This window comes from Clavibacter rahimiani, assembly GCF_052654495.1.
Genome location: NZ_CP199790.1, coordinates 2,482,322 through 2,508,255, shown reverse-complemented (window position 1 = coordinate 2,508,255; position 25,934 = coordinate 2,482,322). Strand labels below are relative to the sequence as shown.

At 73.9% G+C, this 25,934-nt stretch carries 19 protein-coding genes and 1 tRNA gene; 17 read left to right on the top strand and 3 right to left on the bottom strand.

Annotation, left to right across the window (positions count from 1 at the left end; genetic code table 11):
- Positions 1-14: 14 nt before the first annotated feature.
- On the top strand, positions 15-3,647 hold the full coding sequence (gene mfd, locus ACT7CP_RS11810) for a transcription-repair coupling factor (RefSeq protein ID WP_445442372.1): 3,633 nt from the start codon (positions 15-17) through the stop codon (positions 3,645-3,647).
- A 71-nt stretch (positions 3,648-3,718) separates the two neighbouring features.
- Here mfd and ACT7CP_RS11805 read toward each other — a convergent pair whose 3' ends face one another.
- Positions 3,719-4,948, bottom strand: a complete 1,230-nt coding sequence (locus tag ACT7CP_RS11805; protein ID WP_445442371.1) for a Na+/H+ antiporter NhaA — start codon at positions 4,946-4,948, stop codon at positions 3,719-3,721.
- Positions 4,949-5,055: 107 nt separating this feature from the next.
- On the opposite strand from ACT7CP_RS11805, the gene ACT7CP_RS11800 reads away from it, so the two are divergent.
- From ACT7CP_RS11800 to ACT7CP_RS11730, 15 genes are all read left to right on the top strand, one after another.
- Positions 5,056-5,838, top strand: coding sequence for a nucleoside triphosphate pyrophosphohydrolase (locus tag ACT7CP_RS11800; protein WP_445442370.1), 783 nt, complete (start codon positions 5,056-5,058; stop codon positions 5,836-5,838).
- A gap of 155 nt (positions 5,839-5,993) precedes the next feature.
- Complete coding sequence (locus tag ACT7CP_RS11795; RefSeq protein ID WP_445442369.1) at positions 5,994-6,641, top strand: TetR/AcrR family transcriptional regulator; 648 nt, start codon at positions 5,994-5,996, stop codon at positions 6,639-6,641.
- A gap of 12 nt (positions 6,642-6,653) precedes the next feature.
- Complete coding sequence (hisS, locus tag ACT7CP_RS11790) at positions 6,654-7,961, top strand: histidine--tRNA ligase (protein ID WP_445442368.1); 1,308 nt, start codon at positions 6,654-6,656, stop codon at positions 7,959-7,961.
- A gap of 115 nt (positions 7,962-8,076) precedes the next feature.
- Entirely contained in the window at positions 8,077-9,357 is a 1,281-nt protein-coding gene (eno, locus tag ACT7CP_RS11785; RefSeq protein WP_445442367.1) for a phosphopyruvate hydratase, read from the top strand.
- 172 nt (positions 9,358-9,529) lie between these two features.
- Positions 9,530-10,084 (top strand): FtsB family cell division protein, encoded by a 555-nt coding sequence (locus ACT7CP_RS11780; protein WP_413963640.1) that lies wholly within the window; start codon positions 9,530-9,532, stop codon positions 10,082-10,084.
- On the top strand, positions 10,081-10,596 hold the full coding sequence (locus tag ACT7CP_RS11775) for a DUF501 domain-containing protein (protein WP_413963639.1): 516 nt from the start codon (positions 10,081-10,083) through the stop codon (positions 10,594-10,596). The genes ACT7CP_RS11780 and ACT7CP_RS11775 overlap by 4 nt, the downstream gene beginning before the upstream one ends.
- Positions 10,593-11,867: a S8 family peptidase gene (locus ACT7CP_RS11770; RefSeq protein WP_445442366.1), complete on the top strand. Its 1,275-nt coding sequence runs from the start codon at positions 10,593-10,595 to the stop codon at positions 11,865-11,867. Before ACT7CP_RS11775 ends, ACT7CP_RS11770 begins: the two co-directional genes overlap by 4 nt.
- 43 nt (positions 11,868-11,910) lie before the next feature.
- Entirely contained in the window at positions 11,911-13,401 is a 1,491-nt protein-coding gene (locus ACT7CP_RS11765) for an NAD(P)/FAD-dependent oxidoreductase (RefSeq protein ID WP_445442365.1), read from the top strand.
- A 112-nt stretch (positions 13,402-13,513) separates the two neighbouring features.
- Positions 13,514-13,588, top strand: a tRNA-Leu gene (locus tag ACT7CP_RS11760).
- A gap of 178 nt (positions 13,589-13,766) precedes the next feature.
- Positions 13,767-14,966 (top strand): PP2C family protein-serine/threonine phosphatase, encoded by a 1,200-nt coding sequence (locus tag ACT7CP_RS11755; protein ID WP_445442364.1) that lies wholly within the window; start codon positions 13,767-13,769, stop codon positions 14,964-14,966.
- 35 nt (positions 14,967-15,001) lie between these two features.
- Positions 15,002-16,954 carry a glycosyltransferase family 2 protein gene (locus ACT7CP_RS11750; RefSeq protein WP_445443983.1) on the top strand — a complete coding sequence of 651 codons (1,953 nt, stop codon included), beginning with the start codon at positions 15,002-15,004 and terminating at the stop codon, positions 16,952-16,954.
- The gene (locus tag ACT7CP_RS11745) at positions 16,951-17,289 is read left to right on the top strand and encodes an STAS domain-containing protein (protein WP_413963612.1); all 339 of its coding nucleotides are present in this window, start codon (positions 16,951-16,953) and stop codon (positions 17,287-17,289) included. The genes ACT7CP_RS11750 and ACT7CP_RS11745 overlap by 4 nt, the downstream gene beginning before the upstream one ends.
- Entirely contained in the window at positions 17,279-17,728 is a 450-nt protein-coding gene (locus ACT7CP_RS11740) for an ATP-binding protein (protein ID WP_445442363.1), read from the top strand. Before ACT7CP_RS11745 ends, ACT7CP_RS11740 begins: the two co-directional genes overlap by 11 nt.
- Positions 17,728-19,239 carry a glycoside hydrolase family 26 protein gene (locus ACT7CP_RS11735; protein ID WP_445442362.1) on the top strand — a complete coding sequence of 504 codons (1,512 nt, stop codon included), beginning with the start codon at positions 17,728-17,730 and terminating at the stop codon, positions 19,237-19,239. The genes ACT7CP_RS11740 and ACT7CP_RS11735 overlap by 1 nt, the downstream gene beginning before the upstream one ends.
- Before the next feature lie 174 nt (positions 19,240-19,413).
- On the top strand, positions 19,414-20,355 hold the full coding sequence (locus tag ACT7CP_RS11730) for a ferritin-like domain-containing protein (RefSeq protein WP_445442361.1): 942 nt from the start codon (positions 19,414-19,416) through the stop codon (positions 20,353-20,355).
- A gap of 95 nt (positions 20,356-20,450) precedes the next feature.
- Here the strand turns inward: ACT7CP_RS11730 and ACT7CP_RS11725 are convergent, their stop codons facing one another.
- Positions 20,451-21,893, bottom strand: a complete 1,443-nt coding sequence (locus ACT7CP_RS11725; RefSeq protein WP_445442360.1) for an amino acid permease — start codon at positions 21,891-21,893, stop codon at positions 20,451-20,453.
- Between the two features lie 121 nt (positions 21,894-22,014).
- On the bottom strand, positions 22,015-24,309 hold the full coding sequence (locus ACT7CP_RS11720; protein ID WP_445442359.1) for a hypothetical protein: 2,295 nt from the start codon (positions 24,307-24,309) through the stop codon (positions 22,015-22,017).
- A gap of 180 nt (positions 24,310-24,489) precedes the next feature.
- Between ACT7CP_RS11720 and ACT7CP_RS11715 the strand changes: the two genes are divergently transcribed.
- Positions 24,490-25,908 (top strand): glycoside hydrolase family 1 protein, encoded by a 1,419-nt coding sequence (locus ACT7CP_RS11715; RefSeq protein WP_445442358.1) that lies wholly within the window; start codon positions 24,490-24,492, stop codon positions 25,906-25,908.
- The last annotated feature ends 26 nt before the right edge of the window (positions 25,909-25,934 follow it).

Below are 25,934 nucleotides of genomic sequence, written 5' to 3'. Positions count from 1 at the left end.
CGTACGATCATCTGGTGATCCTCCAGGGCTTGATCCCGGCGCTCTCGCGCGCCTCCACGTTCGACGACGCCCTCGCATCGGCCTCCCGCGACGCCGACTTCTCCCTCACCGAGGGGCTCCAGGGGCCGCTGCTCGCGGGGCTCCTCCGCCAGCGCATCCAGCGCGGCATCCCGGGGTGCCTGCTCGTCGTCACCGCCACGGGCCGCGAGTCCGAGGGCATGCGCCGCAGCCTCGACGCGGTGCTGCCCGACGCCGAGATCCTCGAGTTCCCGGCCTGGGAGACGCTGCCGCACGAGCGGCTGAGCCCGAGCGCCGAGATCGTGGGCAAGCGGATCCACGCCCTCCGCCGCATGGAGCAGTGGCACGCCGCGCTCGGTGCGGGCGCCCGCGAGGTGCCGGCCGCCGAGGTCCGCCCGCTCGTCATCGTCGCCTCGGTGCGCGCGGCGCTGCAGCCCGTCGCCGACAACCTCACCGAGCTCGCGCCCGTGCAGCTCGCCACGGGCAGCCGCGGCCACGACCTCTCCGAGCTCGCCGTGCGGCTCGTCGACCTCGCGTACTCGCGCGTCGACATGGTCACCCGCCGCGGGGAGTTCGCGGTGCGCGGCGGCATCCTCGACGTCTTCCCGCCCGTGTCCGACCACCCCGTGCGCGTCGAGTTCTTCGGCGACGAGGTCGACCAGATGCGGCCGTTCGCCGTCGCCGACCAGCGCTCCCTCGAGGAGACGGTCGACTCGGTGGAGCTGCCGCCGAGCCGCGAGCTGCTGCTGAGCGCGCCCGTGCGCCAGCGCGCCCGCGAGATGCAGCACGAGTTCCCGAACCTGCAGCAGATGCTCGCGAAGATCGCCGAGGGCATCCCCGTGGAGGGCATGGAGTCGCTCGCGCCGGCGCTCGTCGACCGGCTCGTCCCGGTCACCCACTACCTGCCGGTAGACGCCGCCATCGCCGTCGTCTCGCCCGAGCGCGTCTCCACCCGCGCGCAGAGCCTCGCCGACACGAACCGCGAGTTCCTCGACGCCGCCTGGAACGCCGCCACGGCCGGCGCGCAGGCGCCCATCGACCTGGCGTCCGGCGACTTCCTCTCGCTCGGCCGCCTGCGCGACGCGCGCGGCCCCCGCCGCTGGTGGACCCTGTCGGGCTTCCAGGCCACCGACGTGCTGCCGGAGGACCTCGGGATCGACGAGGTCATGACCGTGCGCATCGAGGCCGATCCCGTGCCGAGCTTCGCGGGCAACGCCGACGGCGCCATCGAGCACGTGCGCGAGCGCCTCGCGGCCGGCTGGAGCGTGGGCATCGTGGCCCAGGGATCCGGCCTCGTCGAGCGCGCCGACACCGTCCTCCGCGAGGCCGGCGTCCCCGCGCGCGTCGTCGAGGAGTTCCCCCCGGAGCCCGAGGCGGGCATCGCCTACCTCCTCCGCTCCGCCATCGACGCGGGCTTCGAGATGCCCGAGGTCAAGCTGGCGCTCCTCACCGAGAGCGAGTTCTACGGGCGCGCGGCCGGGTACGACAGCCGCCAGGTCAAGAAGCTCGCCACCCGGCGCAAGAACGTCGTCGACCCGCTGCAGCTCAAGACCGGCGACCACGTCGTCCACACCACGCACGGCATCGGGAAGTTCGTCGAGCTCACGCAGCGCGAGGTCTCCTCCGGCGGCCGGAACGCGGTCAAGACGCGGCGCGAGTACCTCGTCATCGAGTACGCGCCCTCGAAGCGCGGCTACCCGGGCGACAAGCTCTTCGTGCCCACCGACCAGCTCGACCTCCTCAGCCGCTACGTCGGCGGCGAGGAGCCGACCCTCAGCAAGATGGGCGGCAGCGACTGGGCCGCCGCCAAGGGCAAGGCGCGCCGGGCCGTCCGCGACATCGCCGTCGAGCTCGTGAAGCTGTACTCCGCGCGCATGGCGTCGCGCGGGCACGCGTTCCCGCCGGACACGCCGTGGCAGCGCGAGCTCGAGGAGGCGTTCCCCTTCATGGAGACGCCCGACCAGCTCACCGTCATCGACGAGGTGAAGCGCGACATGGAGAGCCCCATCCCCATGGACCGCCTGGTCTCGGGCGACGTCGGCTTCGGCAAGACGGAGATCGCCGTGCGCGCCGCCTTCAAGGCCGTGCAGGACGGCAAGCAGGTCGTGATGCTCGTGCCCACGACGCTCCTCGTGAAGCAGCACTTCGAGACGTTCTCCGAGCGCTTCGCCGGGTTCCCCGTGCACCTGCGCCAGCTCAGCCGCTTCCAGTCGGAGAAGGAGTCGCGCGAGACCGTCAAGGGCCTCGAGGACGGATCCGTCGACGTCGTCATCGGCACGCACCGCCTCCTCACGGGCAGCATCGCGTTCAAGGACGTGGGGCTCGTCATCATCGACGAGGAGCAGCGGTTCGGCGTCGAGCACAAGGACGCGCTGAAGAAGCTGAAGGCCAACGTGGACATCCTCGCGATGTCGGCGACGCCCATCCCGCGCACGCTCGAGATGGCGGTCACGGGCATCCGCGAGATGTCGACGCTCGCGACCCCGCCGGAGGACCGGCACCCGATCCTCACGTTCGTGGGCCCCAACAGCGAGAAGCAGATCGCGGCGGCCATCCGGCGCGAGCTGCTGCGCGAGGGCCAGGTCTTCTTCGTGCACAACCGCGTGTCGAGCATCAACCGCGTGGCCTCCGAGCTGGCGGAGCTCGTGCCCGAGGCGCGCGTCGCCGTGGCCCACGGCAAGATGAGCGAGGCGATGCTGGAGCAGGTCATCGTCGACTTCTGGGAGCGGAAGTTCGACGTGCTCGTGTCGACCACCATCATCGAGACCGGCCTCGACATCGCGAACGCGAACACGCTGATCATCGACCGGGCCGACAAGTACGGCCTCAGCCAGCTGCACCAGCTGCGCGGCCGCGTGGGCCGCGGCCGGGAGCGCGCGTACGCGTACTTCCTCTATGACGCCGACAAGCCGCTGTCCGAGACGGCGCACGACCGGCTGTCCACCATCGCCGCGAACAACGAGCTGGGCTCGGGCATGCAGGTCGCGCTCAAGGACCTCGAGATCCGGGGCGCGGGCAACCTGCTGGGCGGCGAGCAGTCCGGCCACATCCAGGGCGTGGGCTTCGACCTCTACCTGCGGATGATCGGCGAGGCCGTCTCCACCTTCCGCGGCGACGTCGCCGAGGGCCAGACCGAGCTGCGGCTCGAGCTGCCGGTCGACGCGCACATCCCCGAGGAGTACGTCGACAGCGAGCGGCTGCGCCTCGAGGCGTACCAGAAGCTGTCGACCGCGGCCTCGCCCACGGCGACCGACGACCAGATCGACCGGGTCATCGAGGAGCTGTCGGACCGCTACGGCGAGCCGCCCGTGGAGGTCGACAACCTCGTGCGGGTGTCGCGCCTCCGCCGCGTCGCGCAGCGGGCCGGGCTCAGCGAGGTCGTCGCCATGGGGCCGAACCTGCGCATCGCGCCGGCCGACCTCCCGGACAGCAAGCAGGTGCGCCTGCAGCGCATGTACCCGGGGAGCCGCCTGTTCGCGCAGACCAACGCCGTGACCGTGCCCCTGCCCAAGCGCGACGGCGAGCCGCTGCCCGACGCCGAGCTCGTCGACTGGGTGCGGCAGCTGCTCGACGCCGTGTTCACGGTGGAGCCGGCGCCCGCCGCGAAGGAGTCCGCGCCGAAGGCGTGACCCGCCGGTGGTCCGGGCGGCACCGTGGAGTCCGCGCGGAAGGCGTCACCCGGCGGCGGTCCGGTCCGCGCCTAGGCGCGGACCGGTCCGCCGTCGACGTGCGCCGGGAAGTCGTCGCGCGTCGCGTCGTCTCCGTCGCCGGCGGCGCCGTCGCGACGCGCGCGGCGGCTCCGGATCGACAGGGTGACGGCCGTCGCGACGATCGAGACGCCCGAGCCGAGCAGCACCGCGAGGGTGCCCTCGTCGCGCACCTCGTCGAGGCCCGCGAACGCGAGCTCGCTCATGAGCAGCGACACCGTGAAGCCGATGCCGCCGAGGAGCGACACCGTCACGAGGTCGGGCACGGCGAGGCCGCCGGCGGATCCGCGACGGCGGGCGACCCAGGCGCCGAGCAGCCCGCCCGCGGTGATCCCGACGAGCTTCCCGAGCGGCAGCGCGAGCGCGATGCCCCAGAAGGCGGGCGCGAGCTCCGCGAGGCCGACCGCGGGGATCGCGACGAGCGCGGCGGAGAACGCGAACAGCGGCAGCACGATCCCGTTCGAGAAGGGCTCCAGCGCGTGCGCGGCGCGGAGGCCCGAGAGGCGGGGGAGCGCGAAGCCGAGCGCCACGCCGGCGATGGTCGCGTGGATCCCCGAGGAGAGCGTCGCCCACCAGGTCACGAGGGCGATGAGGACGAGCAGGGCGACGACCGCGACGCGCACCGCGCCCGTCCGCCCGACGCCGAGGCGGCCCACGACGGCGAAGAGCACGACGCCGACCACGGCGATGACGAGCGGCACGATCGCGAGGTCGGTCGTGAAGAAGACCGCGATGATCCCGATGGCGATGAGGTCGTCGAGCACCGCGAGCGCCAGGAGGAACACGCGCACGGCTGCCGGGAGGCCCCGGCCGAAGACCGCGAGCACGCCGAGCGCGAAGGCGATGTCGGTGGCCGTCGGCACGGGCCAGCCGCGCTCGAAGCCGCTGCCGGCGGTGATCGCGAGGTAGACGCCCGCGGGCACGACCACGCCGCCGACCGCCGCGATCGCGGGCACGAGCGCCGCGGAGACGCTGTTGAGCCCGCCCGCGAGGAACTCGTGCTTGAGCTCCACGGCGACGATGAAGAAGAAGACGACGAGCAGGCCGTCGCTCACCCAGTGGCGGAGCGACAGGTCCACGCCGATCGCGGGGAGCGCGAGGTGGCCGTCGGCCCAGGCAATGAGGCCGGGTCCCGCGGGCGTGTTCGCGACGACGAGGCCGACGACGGCGGCGAGGAGGAGGAGTCCGGCGGCGATGCGCTCGGAGCGGATGAGGGCGGTCATGTGCGCCTTCCGGGGTCGGGGGAGGGGGAGACGGTCGCCCGCCGCCGACCAGACTTCCCGGCACACCAGCTCCCAGAGTACCCCGACCCCGGTGCGAGGATGGCGGGATGAGCGAGCCCGCGACCCCGATCCCGTCCGCATCGGCCTCCGACGCCGACGCCGACGCCGACGCCGCGGCCGTCGCGGAGCTGGCGGCGACCATGGCCGTCCTCCGCGCGCCCGACGGGTGCGTCTGGAACCGGGGCATGACGCACCGCTCGCTGGTCCCGTACCTGATCGAGGAGAGCCACGAGCTCGTCGAGGCCATCGAGACGGACGACGTGCCCGGCATGCGCGAGGAGCTCGCGGACGTGCTGCTGCAGGTCGTCTTCCACGCCGACATCGCGCGCACCGAGGGCGAGGGCTTCGGCCTCGCCGACGTCGCCCGCACCGCGACCGAGAAGATGGTGCGCCGCCACCCGCACGTGTTCGGCGACGAGCGCGCGGACACCGTCGAGGACGTGCTGCGCGTCTGGGGCGCCGCCAAGGACCGCGAGAAGGCCGCGCGCACGAGCGTCCTCGACGGGATCCCGACGGGCCTGCCGTCGCTCGCCCTCGCCGCCAAGCTGCTGGGGCGGGCGGAGCGGATCGGCCTGCTCGACGCCGACGCGCCGCCCGCGATCCCGGTGGAGGACGAGGACGACCTCGGCCGCCTGCTGCTCGCGGTCGTCGTCTCGGCTCGATCCCGGGGCCTCGACGCCGAGCGCGCGCTGCGCACGACGCTCCGGTCGCTGACGGAGGAGATCCGCGCGTCGGAGCCCGTGCGGGGCGGCGCGGACGCGACGGCGGAACCGGCAGCGGACGACGGCGATGCGGCCGGCGGATCCCCCAGCGCGGGCCGGAGCGCCTAGGGCGTCGTCCGGCCCGCGGGGGCGTCACCCGGGATTTACCCGATCCCGGGCCGCCTCGTCCGACGCCTCCACCCGAAGGAGACGACGGACAGACTCGGGCACCCACACCGTACGGGTCTTCGCGGCTTGTCCATCACGCTTGTTATGGTGAGAGCGTGGCAGCTCACGATCCGCACCGTCGCGACGATCTGCTGGCCCACATCCTCGACCACCTCCGCACGCACCCGCTCCAGTCGGTGACGTTCCGCGGCCTCGCCGACGCGCTGGGGGAGAGCACGTTCGTGCTCGTCTACCACTTCGGTTCCAAGGACGCGCTGCTCGAGGCCGCCATGGACGCCATCGACCGGCGCCAGGGGGAGATGGTCGAGGGCGACCCGCGCACGATCCGGACCGACCAGCTGCGTGAGTGGACCACCCGGGCCTGGAGCTGGCGCCTCACCGACGTCAATCGCGACTTCCAGCGGCTCGAGTTCGAGGCCGCGCTCCTCCGCAGCCGCGACGGCATCGTGCGCCCGCACGCCATCGCGAGCGTCACCGCGTGGCGCAGCTTCGCGCTCGAGTGGATGCTCGCCCACGGTGTGCCTGACGACGTCGCCGTCGACACGGCCGACCTCCTGCAGGCGGGCTGCTACGGCCTCCAGTTCGACTTCGTGATCTCGGGCGACCGCGACCGGGCGATGCGCGGCTTCGAGGCGCTCATCGACGCCTTCACCCCGCGCATCGAGCCGTGGAACGACCTGGCGGCGGCGGCCGAGGCGGCCGCTGCGGCGTCCGGGGCGCCGGAGGGCCCGCCCGCCGCCTGACAGAATCGGGGGATGCCCCAGCAGATCACGCCGCCCCGCGGCATGCGCGACTTCCTGCCCGCCGAGAAGGCCCGCCGCGAGCAGGCGCTCGCGATCATCCGCCGCACGTACCGCGCGCACGGCTTCGACGAGATCGAGACGCCCGTGGTCGAGGAGTCCGGTCGGCTGCACGCGGGCCTCGGCGGCGACAACGAGAAGCTCGCCTACTCGGTGCTGAAGCGCGGCCTCTCCGGTGACGACCTGCACGCGGCCGCCGACGCGGGCGACGTGCTCGCCCTGTCCGACCTCGGCCTCCGCTTCGACCTCACGGTGCCGCTCGCGCGCTTCTACGCGTCCCACCGCGCCGAGCTGCCGGGCGTCTTCCGCGCGATCCAGGCAGCTCCCGTCTGGCGCGCCGAGCGCCCGCAGAAGGGGCGCTACCGCCAGTTCATGCAGTGCGACATCGACGTCATCGGCGAGGCCGGCCAGCTGGCCGAGGTCGAGTTGATCTCCGCCACGGCCGCCACGCTCGCGGCCCTCGGCCTCACGGGCTGCACGATCCGCGTCAACGACCGCCGCCTCCTCGCCGGGATCCTCGACTTCTGCGGCTTCGCGCCCGACCGCCAGGCGCAGGCGCTCATCAGCATCGACAAGCTCGACAAGATCGGCGCCGCGGGCGTCGTGGCCGAGCTCGCCGAGGACGGGGCGGACGCCGCGGCGGTGCTCGGCGGGATCCTCGAGCGCATCGAGCCGGCGCTCGCCGACGGCGGCGTGCCGATGACGACCGAGGCGATCACGGCCATCCTCCCCGAGGGCGTCGACCCCGACGCGGTCGCCGACCTCGAGACCCTGGCCGGCGCCCTCGTCGGCCTGCCCGAGGGCGTCACGCTCCGCTTCGACCCGACCCTCGTCCGCGGCATGGGCTACTACACGGGCACGATCTTCGAGATCGCGCACCCCGCGTCCGGCAGCTCCGTGGGCGGCGGTGGCCGCTACGACGGCATGATCGGCCGCTTCCTCGGCCAGGACGTGCCGGCCGCCGGATTCTCCATCGGCTTCGAGCGGATCGTCGACCTGGCCGTCCTCCCGGCCGCGGAGGACGCCGACGCCATCGCGCTCGTGCACGACCGGCGGACCCCGGTCGCCGTGCTCGCGCGCCTCAAGGCCGAGCTCGTCGCGTCCGGTCGTCGGGTGCGGCTGGAGCCGCGACCGAAGAACGTCGCGCCGCTGCTCGAGTCGCTCAAGCAGCAGGGGTTCCGCACGTTCGCGGCGGTCGACGCCGACACCGCGGACGCCGCGTCGCTGCAGGAGCGCCCGCTCGACGGCGGCCCGCGCGGCTGATCCGTCACCTGCGCGACACCTGCGCGGACGCGTCGCCGCCCGCGGCCCGGAAGGGGCCCGCGGCTAGGATGGACGCGACTTCCCACCCCCCACCGCAACGCAAGGAGACCATTCCGTGGCAGCCATCGAAGCAGTCAACGCACGCGAGATCCTCGACTCCCGGGGCAACCCGACCGTCGAGGTCGAGGTGCTCCTCGAGGACGGCACGTTCACGCGCGCCGCCGTCCCGTCCGGCGCGTCCACCGGTGCCTTCGAGGCGTACGAGCTGCGCGACGGCGACGCGGGCCGCTACCTGGGCAAGGGCGTCCAGAAGGCCGTCGCCGCCGTCGTCGACGAGATCGGCCCGGCCATCCAGGACCTCGACGCCGCGGACCAGCGCATCGTCGACGCCACGATGATCGAGCTGGACGGCACCGAGAACAAGTCCCGCCTCGGCGCCAACGCGCTCCTCGGCGTCTCCCTCGCCGTCGCGAAGGCCGCGGCCGACTCGGCCGAGCTGCCCCTCTACCGCTACCTCGGCGGCCCGAACGCGCACACGCTGCCCGTGCCGATGCTCAACGTCATCAACGGCGGCTCGCACGCCGACACCAACGTCGACATCCAGGAGTTCATGCTCCTCCCCGTCGGCGCCAGCACCTTCTCCGAGGGCCTGCGCTGGGGCGTCGAGACGTACCACGCGCTCAAGAGCCTCCTCAAGGGCAAGGGCCTGTCCACCGGTCTCGGCGACGAGGGCGGCTTCGCCCCGAACCTCGACAGCAACCGCGCCGCGCTCGACCTGCTCATGGAGGCCATCGAGTCCGCCGGCTTCACGCCCGGCAAGCAGATCGCGCTCGGCCTCGACGTCGCCTCGAGCGAGTTCTACTCCGACGGCGCGTACACGTTCGAGGGCCAGAAGGTCGACGCCGCGCACATGACGGCGTACTTCGCGGACCTCGTCGCGTCCTACCCCCTCATCACCATCGAGGACCCGCTCGACGAGGACGACTGGGCCGGCTACGACCACTTCACCGCCGAGCTCGGCTCCAAGGTGCAGATCGTCGGCGACGACCTCTTCGTCACGAACCCGAAGCGCCTCGCGGACGGCATCACGCGCGGCGTCGCCAACTCGATCCTCGTCAAGGTCAACCAGATCGGCACGCTCACCGAGACGCTCGACGCGGTCAGCCTCGCCCAGCGCAGCGGCTACACCACCGTGCTGTCGCACCGCTCGGGCGAGACCGAGGACACGACCATCGCCGACCTCGCGGTCGCGGTGGAAGCGGGCCAGATCAAGACCGGCGCCCCCGCCCGCAGCGAGCGCGTCGCGAAGTACAACCAGCTCCTCCGCATCGAGCAGGACCTCGGCGCCGCCGCGGTCTACGCCGGCCGCAGCGCCTTCCCGCGCTTCCAGGCCTGATCCGGCCGGCCCGCCCCGCCCACCGGCGCGGGCGGGCCGCCGGCGCACCACCGGATCGCAGGGCGGGGCGACGGGCCATCGGGCCCGGCGTCCCGCCGCCTCCGTCCCGGACGACCGCACCACCGCACCGCACGACGACGCCGCACGACACGACGCACACGAAGGAGGACCGATGGCCCGCTTCCCCGGCCTCGACACCCTCCGCGCCCGCCGCGCGTCGCGCCCGCGCACCGAGCGCGTCCCCGTGGCGCTGCCCGAGGACGCCCCCGCCGGCAACTGGCTCCGCAGCATGCGGTTCTCCGGGTTCTCCGCGATGGTCCTCGTGCTCCTCGTCCTCACGGTCGTGGTGCTCGCGCCGGGCCTGCGCATCTACCTCGAGCAGCGGCAGCAGCTGAGCAGCCTGCAGAGCGCGGTGGACGCCCAGAAGGGCACCATCGCCGAGCTCCAGGACCAGCGCGCCCGCTACGACGACCCCGCGTTCCTCAAGGCCCAGGTGCGCGACCGCCTCTTCTACGTGATGCCCGGCGAGACGAGCTACCTCGTCCGCGGGCTGCCCTCCGCATCCGGTGACGCCGCGACCACGGCCGACGGCGCGCCCATCAGCGACGACCTGCAGGAGACGCGGAAGGACTGGGTCCAGGCCCTCCTCGGATCCGCGCTCACCAGCGCCCTCAGCGACACCCCGCCCGACCAGCTCCAGGGATCCGTCCAGGGAGGCGACCAGTGACCCGACCCCCCTTCGACCCGCCCTCCGAGCGCGACGTGCGCATCGTGTCCGAGCAGCTCGGACGCCCCGCGCGCGACGTGGTCGGCATCGCGGCCCGCTGCGTCTGCGGCAACCCGACGGTCGTGAGCACGGCCCCGCGCCTCAGCGACGGCACGCCGTTCCCCACGCTCTACTACCTGTGCCACCCCGCCGCCACGGCCGCCATCTCGCACCTCGAGGCCGAGCACGTCATGGCCGAGCTGCAGGACGACCTCGCCGAGGACGAGGCGCTGCGCGACGCGTACGCCGCCGCGCACGCGTCGTACCTCGCCGACCGCGAGTCGATCCTCGTGGTCCCGGAGCTCGCGGGCGTCTCCGCGGGCGGCATGCCGGTGCGCGTGAAGTGCCTGCACGCGCTCGCGGGCCACGCGCTCGCCGCGGGGCCCGGGGTCAACCCGATCGGCGACATCGCGCTCGCCCGGGCGTCCTGGTCGCCCGACGTGTGCGAGTGCGCCGAACCCGCCGCGGCATGATCCGCGGGCGCCCCGTCGACGCGGCCGCCCCGCGGCGCCGGCTCGCGCGCGCGGCCGTCGTCGGGATCCTCGCACTCGCGGTCGTGCTGCCCGCCGCGGCGCCCGCGCAGGCGGATCCCGTGCGCGAGCGCCAGTACTGGCTCGCCGACTACGGCGTCGAGCAGGCGTGGCAGACCACGCGCGGCGAGGGCGTCAAGGTCGCGGTGATCGACACGGGCGTCGACGCCTCCGTGGCCGACCTCCGCGGCGCCGTCGTGGGCGGCACGGACGTCTCGGGCATCGGATCCGCGGACGGCACCCGCCCCGTCGGCGCGTCCAGCGAGCACGGCACCATGGTCGCGTCGCTCCTCGCCGGACGCGGCACGGGCACCGGATCCGGTGTCGTCGGCGTCGCGCCCGGCGCGAGCCTGCTCGCGGTGTCCGTCGCGCTCGGCGGCCCGACCCCGGGCGCGCGCGACGAGGACGCCCAGATCGCCGACGCCGTCCGCTGGGCCGTCGACAACGGCGCGAGCGTCATCAACATGTCCCTCACCCGCAACTCGCTCGACTGGCCGGAGAGCTGGGACCGGGCGTTCCTCTACGCCTACGAGCACGACGTCGTGGTCGTCGCGGCCGCGGGCAACCGGGGGAGCGGCACGACCGAGGTCGGCGCGCCCGCCACGATCCCCGGCGTGCTCGCGGTCGCGGGCGTCGACCGCTCGGGAGCCGCGAGCTTCGACGCGTCGTCGCAGGGCATCACGATCGCCGTGGCCGCGCCCAGCGAGCAGCTCGTGGGCGTCGAGCCCGGCGGCGGGTACGTGCAGTGGAGCGGCACGAGCGGCGCCGCGCCCCTTGTCTCCGGCGTCGTCGCGCTCGTGCGCGCCGCGCACCCGGAGCTCAAGGCCGACGACGTCGTCGAGCGCGTCCTCGCCACCGCCCGCCAGAAGGGCCAGCCCGAGATCTACGGCCGCGGGCTCGTCGACGCGGCCGCCGCCGTGTCCGCGCCGGTCGCGCCCGCGAGCGGCAAGCCCCTCGGCGACCTGGCCGAGTGGGTGCGCCTCTACCGCCGGGCGCCCGTCGCCACGCCGACGCCGACCGAGACCGCCACCCCGGACGCCAGCCCGGCGGTTCCCGCGGACGCCCCCACCGCCGACCCCGCGGCCGACGCGCTCCCGACCGCAGGGACGCTCCGCCAGGTCGGGATCCCGGCCCTCGTGCTCTCCGTCTTCGCGGCGCTCGCGGCCGCCATGGGCGTCGTCGCGTTCCGGCATTTCAGACGTCTGCTCCGTTAGGGGTAGCCTGATTTCGACCACAACCTGCAGGGAGTCATCCATCGTGCCCAAAATCCTGATCGTCGGCGGCGGCTACGCCGGTTTCTACACGGCATGGAAGCTCGAGTCGCACCTCCGATCCGGCGAGGCCGAGGTCACCATGGTGGACCCGCTGCCGTACATGACGTACCAGCCGTTCCTGCCCGAGGTCGTCTCCGGATCCATCGAGCCGCGCCACGCGGTCGTGTCCCAGCGACGCCACCTCCGCACCACCAACGTCGTCACGGCGAAGGTCACCGGCATCGACCACGCGTCGAAGACCGCGACCATCACGCCGCCCGTGGGTGAGCCGTACGAGTTCCAGTACGACATCATCGTCGTCACCGCGGGCAGCGTCTCCCGCACGTTCCCGATCCCGGGCGTCGCGGACGAGGCCATCGGCCTGAAGACGATCGAGGAGGCCGTCGCCATCCGCGACCGCATCTTCGCCAACTTCGACCGCGCCGCCACCCTGCCGGCCGGACCCGAGCGCGACCGCCTCCTCACCTTCGTGGTGGTCGGCGGCGGCTTCGCGGGCATCGAGGTCTTCGCCGAGATGCGCAGCATCGCGACCGACCTCGTGAAGAAGTACCCCGAGATCGACTTCGAGGACACGCACTTCCACCTGATCGAGGCGATGGGCCGCATCATGCCCGAGGTGTCGCTCGAGACCAGCCACTGGGTGCTCAAGAACCTCGCCGAGCGCGGCGCGCTCGTGCACCTCGACACGCAGCTCAAGTCCGCCGTCGGCGGCGTCGTCGAGCTGTCGACCGGCGAGTCGTTCGAGTCCGACGTCATCGTCTGGACCGCGGGCGTCATGGCGAGCCCGATGCTGAAGAACACCGACCTCCCGATCGAGGAGCGCGGGCGCCTGCGCGTGCGCGCCGACGGTCGCGTCGAGGGCGACGACGGCATCGTCGCGGACGCCTGGGGCGCCGGCGACGTGGCGGCCACCCCCGACCTCACCGGCGGCGGCGTCGGCGGCTTCTGCGTGCCCAACGCGCAGCACGCCGTCCGCCAGGGCAAGCTCATGGCGAAGAACCTCACCGCGAGCCTCCGCGGCGAGGGCATCACCGACTACTTCCACAAGAACCTCGGCGCCGTCGCGGGACTCGGCCTGTACCAGGGCGCGTTCCAGTCCGGCAAGATCGGCATCACCGGCTTCCCCGCCTGGGTCATGCACCGCGGCTACCACGGCCTCGCGATCCCGAGCTTCGAGCGCAAGGCGCGCGTCGTCACGGGCTGGCTGAACAACCTCGTCTGGGGTCGCGACATCGTCTCCCTCGAGGCGCGCGAGACCCCGCGCGTCGCGTTCGAGACGTTCGCGTCGCGCCCGCGCCCCGCCGCGGACGCCGCCCCGGCCGCGCCCGCCGAGAAGAAGGAAGCCCCTTCCAAGAAGGCGGCCGACGAGGCCAAGGCCGACGCCCCCACCGAGGGCGAGAAGTCCCCGGCCCTCGCCGGCAGCTACAGCACGTCGCCCACCGCGGAGACGAAGGGCGAGGAGCGCACCTCCTGATCCGCTAGCACCACCCGTCGACGGCCCGCAGGCAGCAGCCTGCGGGCCGTCGTCATGCCCGGACGCGTGGCGCCCCGGCCGACCGTAGGCTGTCGGGAGCGCTCCGGCGCCGGCCCCCGTAGTCCAATTGGCAGAGACGGGCGACTTAAAATCGCTACAGGTCAGGGTTCGAGTCCCTGCGGGGGCACCGTCACCCGTCACGAGCGCGGCCGCGCGTGCCGACACCCCTGGCCACCCCCGGCGCGACCACCTAGGTAGCCGCGCGGCACCACTTGGTGCGCCCGCGAAGGATCCGGGCACGTAAGCTGAGGGAGCCCGAGGAATCGGGTCCGTGGACGGGGGTCCATGTCAGCGAGGGGGCGGGAATGAGTCTGATCGACGACGCACGCCGGTCGGGGGCCCGGCAGCGCGCGGTGGATGCGCTCGGTCTCCTCGACAGCGCGCCCGAGGAGCGCTTCGACCGCGTCACGCGGCTCGCGCAGACCGCCTTCGGCGTCCCCCTGTCCACCATCGGCCTCGCCGACCACGACCGCATGTGGTTCGCGTCCTGCGCGGGCGCCGAGGTGCAGGAGGCGCCCATCAGCGGCATCTTCTGCGACACCACCATCCGGGAGGAGCGGGTCCTCGTCGTCGAGGACGCCCAGCAGCACCCGGTCTTCCGCGACCTCCCGAGCGTCGCCGGGGAGCCGCACGTGCGCTTCTACGCCGGCTACCCGCTGCGCGACACCGAGGGCCTCGTCATCGGCACGTTCTGCCTCTACGACGTGCGGCCGCGGAAGCTCGACGACCAGCAGCTCGCCCTGTTCGGCGAGCTCGCCGAGTGGGCCCAGCGCGAGCTGGTCGCCAGCGCCGAGATGGAGCGGGCGCAGGCCGTGCAGGTGGCGCTCCTCCCCGAGGCCGAGGTCGTCGTCCCCGGCTACGAGATCGCCGCCGTGTGCGTGCCCGCCCAGGTCGTGGGCGGCGACTTCTACGACTACGAGCGCACCGCGTCCGGTCTCCGCTTCGCCATCGCCGACGTCATGGGCAAGGGCACGGGCGCGGCCATCCTCACCGCCACCGTCCGCGCGGTGCTGCGCGGGCTCGCCGGCGCGGCCGACCGCTACGGCGCGGGGGTCCTCGAGGACACCGGCCGCATGATGAGCGACGCCGCGTACGCCCTCGACGCCGACCTCGACCGCACGGGCGCCTTCGTCACGCTGCAGCACGGCCACCTCGACGCCGCGTCCGGCCTCCTCCGGTACGCGGACGCGGGTCACGGCCTCACGATCGTCGTGCACGCCGACGGCCGCGTGACGCACCTGGTCACCACCGACCTGCCCATGGGGATCGACGTGGAGCACCCGTGGCGCGAGCGCCACGTCGTGCTCGCGCGCGGCGACACGTTCGTGACGTTCAGCGACGGCCTGTTCGACATGTTCGGCGGCAGCGGCCCGGCGTTCTCGCTCATCGGGCGGATGGTCCAGGAGGCCGGCGGCGTGCAGGCGCTCGTCGACCGGGTCCGCCTCCTCTCGTCCGCGGGCACGCCGCTCGACGACGTCACCGTCCTCGCCGTGAGGCGAGCATGACGGCCACGGCGACGCGCGCGCCCGGCACCTCGCGCATGACGTTCCGCTTCGCGCTCATCCGGCTGCTCGCGGTCGTCACGGCGATCCTCGGGCTCAACTACATCGTCTGGCGGCTGCTCTTCTCGGTGAACCCGGGGGCGCTCTGGATCGCGATCCCGCTCGTGCTGGCCGAGACCTACAGCCTCATCGACTCGCTCCTGTTCGGCTTCACCATGTGGCGCGCCCGCGAGCGGCCGAAGCCGCCGTCGCCCGCGCCGGACCTCACGGTCGACGTCTTCATCGCGACGTACAACGAGCCGCTCGACCTCGTGATGGACACGGCGCGCGCCGCCAAGCGCATCACCTACCCGCACAAGACGTGGGTGCTCGACGACGGCAACCGGGAGGAGCTGCGCGAGATCGCGGAGGCCGAGGGCATCGGGTGGATCACCCGCAGCGCCGACTGGACGGGACGCGCCCGCCACGCGAAGGCCGGCAACCTCAACAACGCGCTGCTCACGACCGAGGGCGAGTTCATGCTCATCCTCGACGCCGACCAGATCCCCGAGCCGGACATCCTCGACAAGACGCTCGGGTACTTCGACGACCCGCAGATGGCGCTCGTCCAGACGCCGCAGGTGTTCGTGAACGTGCCCGAGGACGACCCGCTCGGCAGCCAGGCGCCCCTGTTCTACGGCCCCATCCAGCAGGGCAAGGACGGGTGGAACGCCGCGTTCTTCTGCGGGTCGAACGCCATCCTCCGCCGCGAGGCGCTCATGCTCCTCGGCGTCTCCCGCTACGTCACCGACATCGAGATCAGCGTGTTCCGCGCGCTCCGCACCGCGGCCTACGTCCTCAAGCGCGCCCGGGCCGAGCTCGAGCCCGACCAGCAGGAGCTCCGCCAGGCGCTCGACGACGTCGACTACGACGTCCGGCGGGCGCGTGCCGAGCTCCGCCGCGGCCAGCCGCTGGCCGACGTGACGTTCCGCTTCCAGAGGCGCGTCGACTCCATCGCGTCCCGGGTCGTTCAGAGCGACATGGCGGCCCTGAACGCCGACCTCGCGGAGATCCAGGCCCTCGCGGGCGCTCCGATGACGGAGGAGGGCGCGGCGCCGCTCGTCGACGAGCGCGCCATGACCCGCCTCGCCCAGCGCGACTGGTCGCCGCTCGGGGCCATCGACGCCGTGCGCGCGCTGATCTCCGAGATCGACGTGCACCGCGAGTCCGACGCGCAGTCGATCATGCCGCTGGCCACCATCTCGGTCACCGAGGACATGGCCACCTGCATGCGCCTGCACGGCCTCGGCTGGAAGACGGCGTACCACGACGAGACGCTCGCCTACGGCCTCGCGCCTGAGGACCTGCCGACGATGCTCACCCAGCGGCTCCGCTGGGCGCAGGGCACGATCCAGGTGTTCTTCCGCGAGAACCCGCTGCTGCAGAAGGCGCTCACCATCCCGCAGCGCCTCATGTACTTCGCGACCATGTGGAGCTACTTCTCCGGCTTTACGGCCGTCGTCTACGTGGCCGCGCCCATGATCTACCTCGTCTTCGGCGTGCTCCCCGTGCAGGCGCTGTCGAGCGACTTCTTCATCCGCCTGATCCCGTTCCTCGTGGTGAACCAGATCCTGTTCGCCGTGGTCGGGCGGGGGAAGCGCACCTGGCGCGGGCAGCAGTACTCGCTCGCGCTGTTCCCCGTGTGGATCGAGTCGGTGACGACCGCCGTGGCCAACGTGTTCTTCCACAAGCCCCTCGACTTCGCCGTCACCCCCAAGGTGCGGGCCGAGAGCGGGAAGCCGCGGTGGGATCTCGTGAAGCCGCAGCTCTGGGTCATGGGGCTGCTCGTCGTGTCGTCCGCCATCGGCCTCATCCGGCTCGCGGTCGGCCAGGCGACGGCGCTCGGCACCTTCACCAACATCGCCTGGGTCGTCTTCGACCTGGCCATCTTCAGCATCATCATCCGTGCGGCCCGCTATCGGGGCTTCACGCCGGCACAGGAGGACGCATGATCGACATCGCAGTGGACGACGAGGGCACCGACATCAGCATCGTCGCACCGACGGGACGCCTCAACATGGTCTCCGCGCGGCAGCTGACCACCGTGATCACGGAGGTCATCGACGGGGGCCGTCCCTTCGTGATCGTGGACCTCGGCGCCACCGAGTTCATGGACTCCTCGGGACTCGGCGCGCTCGTCTCCGCCCTCAAGCGCGCGCGGCAGGCCGGCGGCGACCTCCGGCTCGCGCGCCCGAACGCGCAGGTGCAGGCGGTGCTCGAGCTGACGAACCTCAACCGGGTGCTCACGGTGCATGAGTCCACCCAGGGCGTGTTCCGTGACCGATGACGGCATGACGCACCACGCGCCGCCGGTGCGGGCCAACGTCACGCTCCCGGCCGTCGAGGAGAGCCTCTCCGCGGTGCACGCCGTGATCGCCGCGGTCTGGGACCAGGCCTTCGACGTCAGCGACACCGAGCGGATGCTGTTCGAGACCGCCGTGGTCGAGATCGCGGGCAACGTGGTGGAGCACGGCGTCGCGGTGGGCGAGCGCGCGGGGTACCCCGTGACCTTCACCATGACCGTGATCTGCCAACACGACCGCATCGTGGCGCTGTTCGAGGACGACGGGCAGCCCGCCGTCGTCGACCTCACGCAGGTGTCCATGCCCGACGACCTCAGCGAGAGCGGGCGCGGGCTGGCGCTCGCGCAGGCGGTCCTCGACGACCTGACCTACGAGCGCACCGACGGCAGCAACCGCTGGCGGCTGGTCCGGCTCCGCGGCTGATGCCCGCGCGCCGCCGGGTGCGTGCGCCCGGCCGGATGCGCGTCTCGGCGGCGGCGACGGCGGTGGCGGCGGTCGCGCTGGCGGTCGTCCCCGCGGCGGCGGCCGGCGCTGCTCGGGCGGCGACCGCGGCCGCGGCCGCTTCCGCTTCCGACGAGGTCGACCTCACCACGGCGCCCGACGCGCCGTGGTTCGGCGGCATCCTCGACTGGGCGGAGGACGACGCCCGCAGCTACGCCGACCGGCTCGGCGCGATCCCCGCGGTCCTCGGCCAGTCGGTGCGCTACCCGCTCGGACCCGACGACGTCGCGTACCTCGACGGGATCGCCGAGCAGACGGCCCGGCAGGGATCCCTCCTGCTCCTCACCCTCGAGCCGACCGTGCCGCTGGCCGAGCTGACGGCGGAGGACGCGACGGTGCTGACCGACCGGCTGGAGGCCCTCCGGGAGCGGGTCGGGCTGCGCGCCCTCGTGCGGTTCGCGCCGGAGATGAACGGGTCGTGGACCCCCTGGGGGCAGCAGCCCGCCGCGTACGTGTCCGCGTTCCGGGTCGTCGCCGACGCGGTGCACGCCTCGGACGCGGGCGCCGTCACGGTGTGGTCGCCGGCGTACGCCTCCGGCTACCCGTTCGGATCCGCGGACGGCCGGGTCGAGGGCTCCGCCGCACGCTCGATCGCCGAGCTCGACACCGACGGCGACGGGCGCGTCGACGTGGACGACGACGCGTACCGGCCCTACTACCCGGGGGACGACGCGGTCGACTGGGTCGGCCTGTCCGCCTCGCACTTCGGCGCGGAGCGGGACGCCGCGACCGGCACCGAGGAGGAGGAGTACCTCGGCGGCGACGTGGTGCCCCGGCAGGCGTTCGGCGCGAACGTCCTCCCCGAGGACGGAAAGTTCCTGCGCCAGCTGCAGGGCGCGTACGGCTACCCCGACGAGGGCGGGACGGGTCGCGACTTCGCGGCGGAGTGGATCGACGGCACCGGCAAGCCCGCCGTGATCGAGACCGCGGCGCTGCACGATCCCGCGCGCACCGACGGCGCGAGCGGGATCGACATCACGCGGGCGTGGTGGGAGCAGGTGCTCGCGCCGGAGGTCCGCGCGGCGCACCCGGGCATCGGCATGGTCGTCTGGCGGGAGCTCGAGCGCGCGGAGGCGGAGGCGGACGCGGCCGTCATCGACTGGCGCGCGACGGCGGATCCCGCCACCGCGGCGGCCCTGCGCGCGCACCTGGACCTCGCGACCGCGACCCTGGGCCCGGTCACGCGTGTCCCCGGGGCGGATCGCGCGGAGGACGCACTCGCGCAGGGCGGCGACCCCGCATCGCCGGCGTCCCGGCAGGACGCGCGGACGGTCGGGATCGCGCTCGGCGCGGTCGCGCTGCTCGCGCTCGGCGTCGCGGTGGTCGTCCGGCGGGTCCGGTCGGCTGGTGCTGCCCGGGGCCGGCGCGCGACCGGTGCGTCGTCCCGCGCGTCGGCGCGCGCGACGCGTTCGCGGCCCCGGGCCGGTCGCTGACCGTCGTCCCGGGAGACCCGGGCAAACCGTCCGGGGCAGGGTTCCGAACCGCATCCGACATCCACGGGAACAGGAGCCACGCGGCCTGTCCCGGATGCCTGTCACCCGTATAGCGTTCGAACCAGCTCGCGTCGTCATCTGGGATGCGCCGCGCCGATCAAGGGAGCTCCATCCATGTTCGACAAGAAGTTCATCACCCAGGCCATCGACAGGAGCGCGCAGTCGCCCCTCGACCGTCGTCGCTTCTTCAGCGCGGCGGGCATCGCGGGACTCGGCGTCGGCGCCGCCGCCCTGATCCCCGCGACCGGAGCCCAGGCGGCCGACGCCCAGGCCGAGGCCGACTCGGGTCAGGCCACCGACCTCGCCGTCCTCAACTTCGCGCTCAACCTCGAGTACCTCGAGGCCGAGTTCTACCTCCGCGCCTCCACCGGCGCGGGCCTCGTCCCGAACGACATCTCGGGCGTCGGCACGCCCGGCGGCGTCACCGGCGGTCGCCAGGTGCAGTTCAAGGACCGCGCGATCCGCGAGTACGCCCGCGAGATCGCCCAGGACGAGAAGGCCCACGTCAAGTTCCTGCGCTCGGCGCTGGGCTCGGCGAAGGTCGCCCGTCCGGCCATCGACCTGGACGCGGCGTTCTCCGCCGCGGCCACGGCTGCCGGCCTCATCAAGCCGGGCGAGAAGTTCGACGCGTTCGCGAGCGACGAGAACTTCCTGCTCGCGTCCTTCGTCTTCGAGGACGTCGGAGTGACCGCCTACAAGGGCGCCGCTCCGCTCATCACGAACAAGACGTACCTCGAGGCGGCCGCCGGCATCCTCGCGGTCGAGGCGTACCACGCGGGCATCATCCGCACCTCGCTGTTCGCGAAGGGCCTCGCGGCCCCGACCAACGCGATCTCGAACGCGCGCGACTCCCTCGACGGGTCCACGGACCTCGACCAGGGCATCACGATCTCGGGCGGCGCGAACCTCGTGCCGACCGACGCGAACGGCATCGCGTTCAGCCGCACCACCGGTCAGGTCCTCAACATCGTGTACCTGAACAACAAGGCCGTCACCAAGGGCGGGTTCTACCCGAACGGCGTCAACGGCGGCATCAACACCAGCGGCGCGAACTAGCCCGCAGGCACGTGCACGCAGGGGCGCCGCCCACCTCGCGAGGTGGGCGGCGCCCCTGTCGTCGTCCAGGCGGGTGAACCGGCCGGCGGCGTGCGTCAGCTCCGGTTGCGCGGGCTCTCGGGCGCGAGCACGGAGTTCCGGCGCGAGTACGTGAGGTAGATGACGAGGCCGATCGCGAGCCAGATCCCGAAGCGCACCCACGTCTCCCACGGCAGCGACGACACGAGCCACAGCGAGAACGCGATGCCGACGATGGGCACCACGGGCATGAGCGGCAGCCGGAAGGTCCGCGGGATCTCGGGCCGCCGGTAGCGCAGCACGATCACGGCCGCGCAGACCACGACGAAGGCCAGCAGGATGCCGATGTTGGTGAGCTCCGCCACCACGGTGATGGGCAGGAAGCCCGCGAACAGGGCCGAGCCGATGCCGATGATCCACGTCACGCGCGTGGGCACGTTCCGCTTCCGGTCGGTCACGGCGAACCACGCCGGCAGCAGGCCGTCGCGGCTCATCGAGAACCAGACGCGGGACGCGCCGAGCATGAAGGTGAGCATCACCGTGACGACGCTGACGATCGCGCCCACCGCCACCACGTTGGCGACCGCCGGCAGGCCCACCGACTCGAAGGCCGTCGCGAACCCGCTCTCCGGGTTGATGTCGGTGTAGCGCTGCATGCCCGTGAGCACGATGGTCGCGAGCACGTAGAGCACCATCGCGATCCCGAGCGACAGGAGGATCGCCTTCGGCATGTGCTTCGTGGCGTCCTTCGACTCCTCCGCGGCGGTGCTCATGGCGTCGTAGCCGAACACCGCGAAGAAGACGGTCGCGGCGCCCGTGAAGACGCCGGCCGCGCCGAACGGGAAGTACGGCTGGTAGTTGGCGCCGGTGATCTGCGTGAAGCCGATGACGACGATCACCAGCACGAGCGCGACCTTGAGCCCCACGAGGTAGAGCTCGAAGCGGCCGACGCTCTTCATGCCGCGGGTGAGGACGAAGGCGGTGCCGAGGCAGAGGATCACGGCGAAGAGGTCGACCACGTGGCCGTCTCCGGTGCCGGCCGCGCCGAGCATCCACGCCGGGAGGTCCACGCCGAGCTGGTCGAGCAGGAAGCCCGCGTAGCCGGAGACGCCGATGGCGACCACGCCCACGATGGCGGTGTACTCGAGCAGCAGGTCCCAGCCGATGAACCAGCCGACGATCTCGCCGAGGGCCGCGTAGCCGTAGGTGTAGGCGGATCCGGCCTTGGGGATCATGCCCGCGAACTCCGCGTAGGAGAGGGCGGCCGCCGCGCTCGCGATGCCGGCGATGAGGAACGAGATGAGGACGGCGGGGCCGGCCGTCTGGTTCGCGACCGTGCCCGCGAGCGTGAAGATGCCGGTGCCGATGATGCCGCCCACGCCGATCGCCGTGAGCTGCCAGAGGCCGAGGGAGCGGGTGAGGCCGCCCTCGGGGGTGCCCGCGCCCGGCTCGTCCTCGATGGCGTCCACGGGCTTCCGCCGGGTGAGGGCCGCCCGGAGGCTCGTGCGGGATGTGCTCATGCAGGACTCCTGCCGTCGGGGCCGCGGGGGCCGGACCGAGGCCGCCGGAGCCGGCGACGCCCCCAGTGTGGCCCCGGCCGGGCGCGCGCGCCAGGTGCGCGACGGGCGGCGGGGAGCGCTGCTAGGGGCGCTGGAGGGAGGGCTCGACCACGCGGATCCAGAGCCACACCGCGACGCTCACCGCCGCGAATGCCGCGGCGATCACGAGGGCGGTGATCCAGACGCCGGCCTGCACGCCGCTCGCGGTGGTGGCGACGGCCGCGAAGGCCAGCGTGAGCACGACGACGCTCGCGCCGGCCCAGAGGGGGAGGGAGCGGACGAGCAGCGACCGGCCGAGCACGAGGGAGACGGGCGCGAGCGCGAGGGCGGCGGAGCTCAGCGAGGCGAGCGTGATGACGCTGAGCAGCTCGTTCGCGAGCTGCGGCCACATGGCGCCGTCGGCGGGGAAGAGGCCGTAGAGGATCCAGGCCACGAGCCCGAGCGTCGCGAGCGAACCCGACTGCACGAGCGCGAGGCGGGCGCGCGACCGGTCGTCGCGGTCGTCGGCGACGAGCCCGAGCACCTGGCCGAGGACCACGGGCGGCGCGAGGCCGAGGGTGCGCGACATGAGCACCGCCGTGGCCGAGAGGACGAGGAGGGCCGGCACCGCGCGGACCCGGGCGGGACCCGCGCCGACCCGGCCGGCGACCGACGCGACCGCGACGACGCCCACGCCGTTGACGATGGCGAGGCCCACGAGCGCCGCGAGGAACAGGCGCACGGCGTTGGGGTCGGATCCCACGGGCAGGGAGAGCGCGGCCAGCGCGGCGGCGAGGGCGAGCGCAGCCGCGGCCCCGCCCCACCGGCCTGCGCGGCCGGGCTCGCGTGGCGGGCGCGCGCCGAGCAGCGTCGGCTCGGCCTCGCTGCGGGCGGGCACGGGGATGGGCGCCGAGTCGAGCCGGCCGGGGACGATGCGCATCTGGCCGGTCGTGGCCGCGGAGTCCGTGAAGGCGGCGGCCGCGGCGCGCGTGGTGAGGGCCCCGGCGTCGCCGCGGGGGACGATCCGGAGCGGCGTGACGTCCTCGGCCGCGCGGTGGCGCCCGCCGAAGCGCCCGATGAGCGCGCCGCGGAGGAGGAGCGCCGGCAGGGTCACGAGGAGCACCGCGCCGAGCGCGAGGAGGAGGGGGAGCAGGCCCCGGCCGTCCGTGAACGCGATGGGCAGCGGCTGCAGCGACGTCCCGAAGCGCGTGGGCGCGTTCCAGGTGCCGGGCACGGCTCGCGAGGGCGCGGATCCGGCCCCGGGCGCGCCGTCGGGAGCGGCCCCGGGGCCGGAGGAGGAGCCGCCGCCGGATCCCGGCACGGGCGCGGGAGCGGCCTGCGTGCCCTCGGGCGAGCTGGTGGCCTGCGGCGTGGGGGTCGCGGGCGGGGTCGTCGCGCCCGGCGTGGGGGAGGAGGCGGGGGCGGCGACGGTGATGCGCACCTCGGAGGCGAGCGTGCTGATGTTGCCGAGCGGATCCGTGACCGTCGCCGTGATCCCGAGGGGACCGGGCGGCAGCGTGCCGGTCGTGCACGACCACCGGCCGCCGGACACCTGCGCCTGGCACGCGGCGTCGCCGTAGCCGGAGAGGTAGGCGCGGACGGTGGCGCCGTCCTCGTCGGACGTGCCGGAGATCGCGATGCCCGCCTGGTCGACGGTGGCGCCCGCGGCGGGAGCCGTGATGACCGCGGCACCGGGGGCCGTCGTGTCGAAGGCGGCCGTGCCGCGGCCGACCGCGGGAGCGCCCGTGCTCCAGGACGTGCTCTGCGTGGCCGTGACGGGGACGCCCGTGCCCGACGTCGGCGGCGGCGCGAGGAGGCAGGCCCACGTGCTCGAGGCGCCGACCGTCGCGCGGCAGGCCGCGGATCCGGAGCGCGCGTCGACCGTGGCGCCCGGGTAGCCCGTGCCGCTGACGAGCCCGGTCGTGACCACGGGGAAGCTGTTGACGCCGGGGGCCCGGAGGACGGAGGCGGTCGCGGAGGCCTCCTGGCCGGCCGACGTGACGCGGATGGGGTTCTGGCCGTCGGGCACGCCGGTGGCGGTCGCGCGCCACGTGGTCGAGGAGGGCAGCGTGACGGCGGCGGGCACGCTCGCGATGGTGACCCGCACGTCGGCGCCCGCGGGGCGCGTGCCCGCGACGGCGACGGCGCCGTCGGTGGAGAAGGGCGGCGCGTCCACGGTGGGGCCGGGCGCGGGCGCCGGCGCGGCGGAGGGGATCGGGCTCGGTGTGGGCGTCGGGGTCTGCGGGGCGGCGGACGCGGCGGCCGAGCCGCCGGCGGCCAGCGCCGCGAGGAGGGCCAGGAGGGCGACCGCGCGGACGACCCGCTCGCGGGATCGCCGGACGTCGCCCGCTCCACCCCCCGTGGACGGACGTGCCCCGTTCTCCGCTCTGTGCTGCACCGTGCGTCCATTCATGCGTGCGCGTCCGGGCGTGTCAACCACCCGCACCGTCCGTGATGGAAGTGGTACGGGAACCTGGACGCGGCGTCCCCGGGCCCGGTGCGCGGGGTGTGCACGGGCGGTGCGCCGCCGGGATCGCGCCGGCCCGGATGGCCCGTCGCCGTGCCGGATACTGACGGGGTGACCCCTCGCGACGCCGTCCCCGACCGCCCCACGCCGACCGAGCTGGCGGGGCTCCTCGCGGGCGGCCCGCGCGTCGGGGTGAGCACGAGCGCGACCAAGGTCGAGGGCCGGGCGCACGAGGGCGGCCGCACGGAGTCCGCGTGGGACGCGTTCGCGCGCCGGCCCGGCGCCGTGGCCGACGGCAGCGATCCCGAGCGCGGCGCCGAGCACATGGCCAGGTACCGCGAGGACGTCGCGCTCGCGGCCGAGCTCGGCGTCGACGTGCTCTCCTTCTCCCTCTCCTGGTCCCGGATCCAGCCCGAGGCCCGCGGCGGCCTCCGCCGGGAGGGCATCGGCTTCTACGACGAGCTGATCGACGCGCTGCTGGCCGCGGGGATCCGCCCGCGCGCCGCCCTGCACGACCACGACCTGCCCGTCGAGCTGCAGGACCGCGGGGGCTGGCTGCACCGCGACACGGCGCTCCGCTTCGGCGACCTCGCCTACCTCGCCGCCGAGGCGCTTGCCGACCGCGTGCCCGACTGGGTGACGCTGCGCACGCCCGCGCTGACCACCATGGCCGGCCATGTCACGGGGGAGCACGCGCCCGGATCCCGCCTCGGGCTCGACGCGCTGCCGACCGTGCACCACCAGCTGCTCGCCCACGGCCGCGCCGTCGAGGCGATCCGGGGCTCGCGCTCGTCGGCGCGCGTCGGCATCGTGAACGCGCACCGCGTCATCGAGGCCGCCTCCGCGGACGACGACGACCAGGCGGCCGCCGTCGCGGCGCGCGCCCTGCACCAGGGCCTCTTCGCCGACGCCGTCCTCCTCGGCCGCTACCCGGACCTCGACGGCCCGCACGCGGAGGCCTTCGCGCGCCTCGGCCGCGTCGACCCGGCCGACCTCCGCGCCATCGGCCAGCCGCTCGACCACTACGGGGTCGCGCTCGCCGACCCCATCCGCGTCGCCGCCGTGCCGCGCCTCACCCCCGGATCCGCCGCGATCCCGTTCGCCGAGCTGCCCTGGACCGACCACCCGTCCGCGCTCGACGGCCACGTCGTCGCGCCCGACCTCGTGCCCGCCGTGCTCGCCGACCTCCGCGCGCGCTACGGCGACGCCCTGCCGCCGGTCGTCCTCTCGGGCCTCGACGCCGCGCACCCCGAGCAGGTCGACGAGCGCGACGGCTCGCGTCGGGACCCGCGCCGGGCGCACGCGATCTCCGACCACCTCGTGCAGGCGCTCGCCGCGGTCGCCCCCGGCGGTCCCGCGGAGGGCGTCCGGCTCGAGGCCGTCATCGCGGGCAGCCTGCTCGACGGCTTCGAGTGGGAGGCGGGACGGGCCCACCCGCGCGGCCTCGTCCACGTGGATCCGCGCACCGGCGACCGCACGCCGCGCTCCTCGTACCGCTTCCTCCGCGACACCCTGCGCGAGCGCGGCTGACGCCCGCCCCCGCGCCCGACGCGCAC

Bases quoted from the DNA above. Each gene is read 5' to 3' on its own strand.
- ACT7CP_RS11805 (WP_445442371.1), bottom strand. From the start codon at position 4,948: ATGACCGCCCTCATCCGCTCCGAGCGCATCGCCGCCGGACTCCTCCTC.
- ACT7CP_RS11800 (WP_445442370.1), top strand. From the start codon at position 5,056: ATGAGCGAGCCCGCGACCCCGATCCCGTCCGCATCGGCCTCCGACGCC.
- hisS (WP_445442368.1), top strand. From the start codon at position 6,654: ATGCCCCAGCAGATCACGCCGCCCCGCGGCATGCGCGACTTCCTGCCC.
- ACT7CP_RS11780 (WP_413963640.1), top strand. From the start codon at position 9,530: ATGGCCCGCTTCCCCGGCCTCGACACCCTCCGCGCCCGCCGCGCGTCG.
- ACT7CP_RS11770 (WP_445442366.1), top strand. From the start codon at position 10,593: ATGATCCGCGGGCGCCCCGTCGACGCGGCCGCCCCGCGGCGCCGGCTC.
- ACT7CP_RS11755 (WP_445442364.1), top strand. From the start codon at position 13,767: ATGAGTCTGATCGACGACGCACGCCGGTCGGGGGCCCGGCAGCGCGCG.
- ACT7CP_RS11750 (WP_445443983.1), top strand. From the start codon at position 15,002: ATGACGTTCCGCTTCGCGCTCATCCGGCTGCTCGCGGTCGTCACGGCG.
- ACT7CP_RS11745 (WP_413963612.1), top strand. From the start codon at position 16,951: ATGATCGACATCGCAGTGGACGACGAGGGCACCGACATCAGCATCGTC.
- ACT7CP_RS11735 (WP_445442362.1), top strand. From the start codon at position 17,728: ATGCCCGCGCGCCGCCGGGTGCGTGCGCCCGGCCGGATGCGCGTCTCG.
- ACT7CP_RS11730 (WP_445442361.1), top strand. From the start codon at position 19,414: ATGTTCGACAAGAAGTTCATCACCCAGGCCATCGACAGGAGCGCGCAG.
- ACT7CP_RS11725 (WP_445442360.1), bottom strand. From the start codon at position 21,893: ATGAGCACATCCCGCACGAGCCTCCGGGCGGCCCTCACCCGGCGGAAG.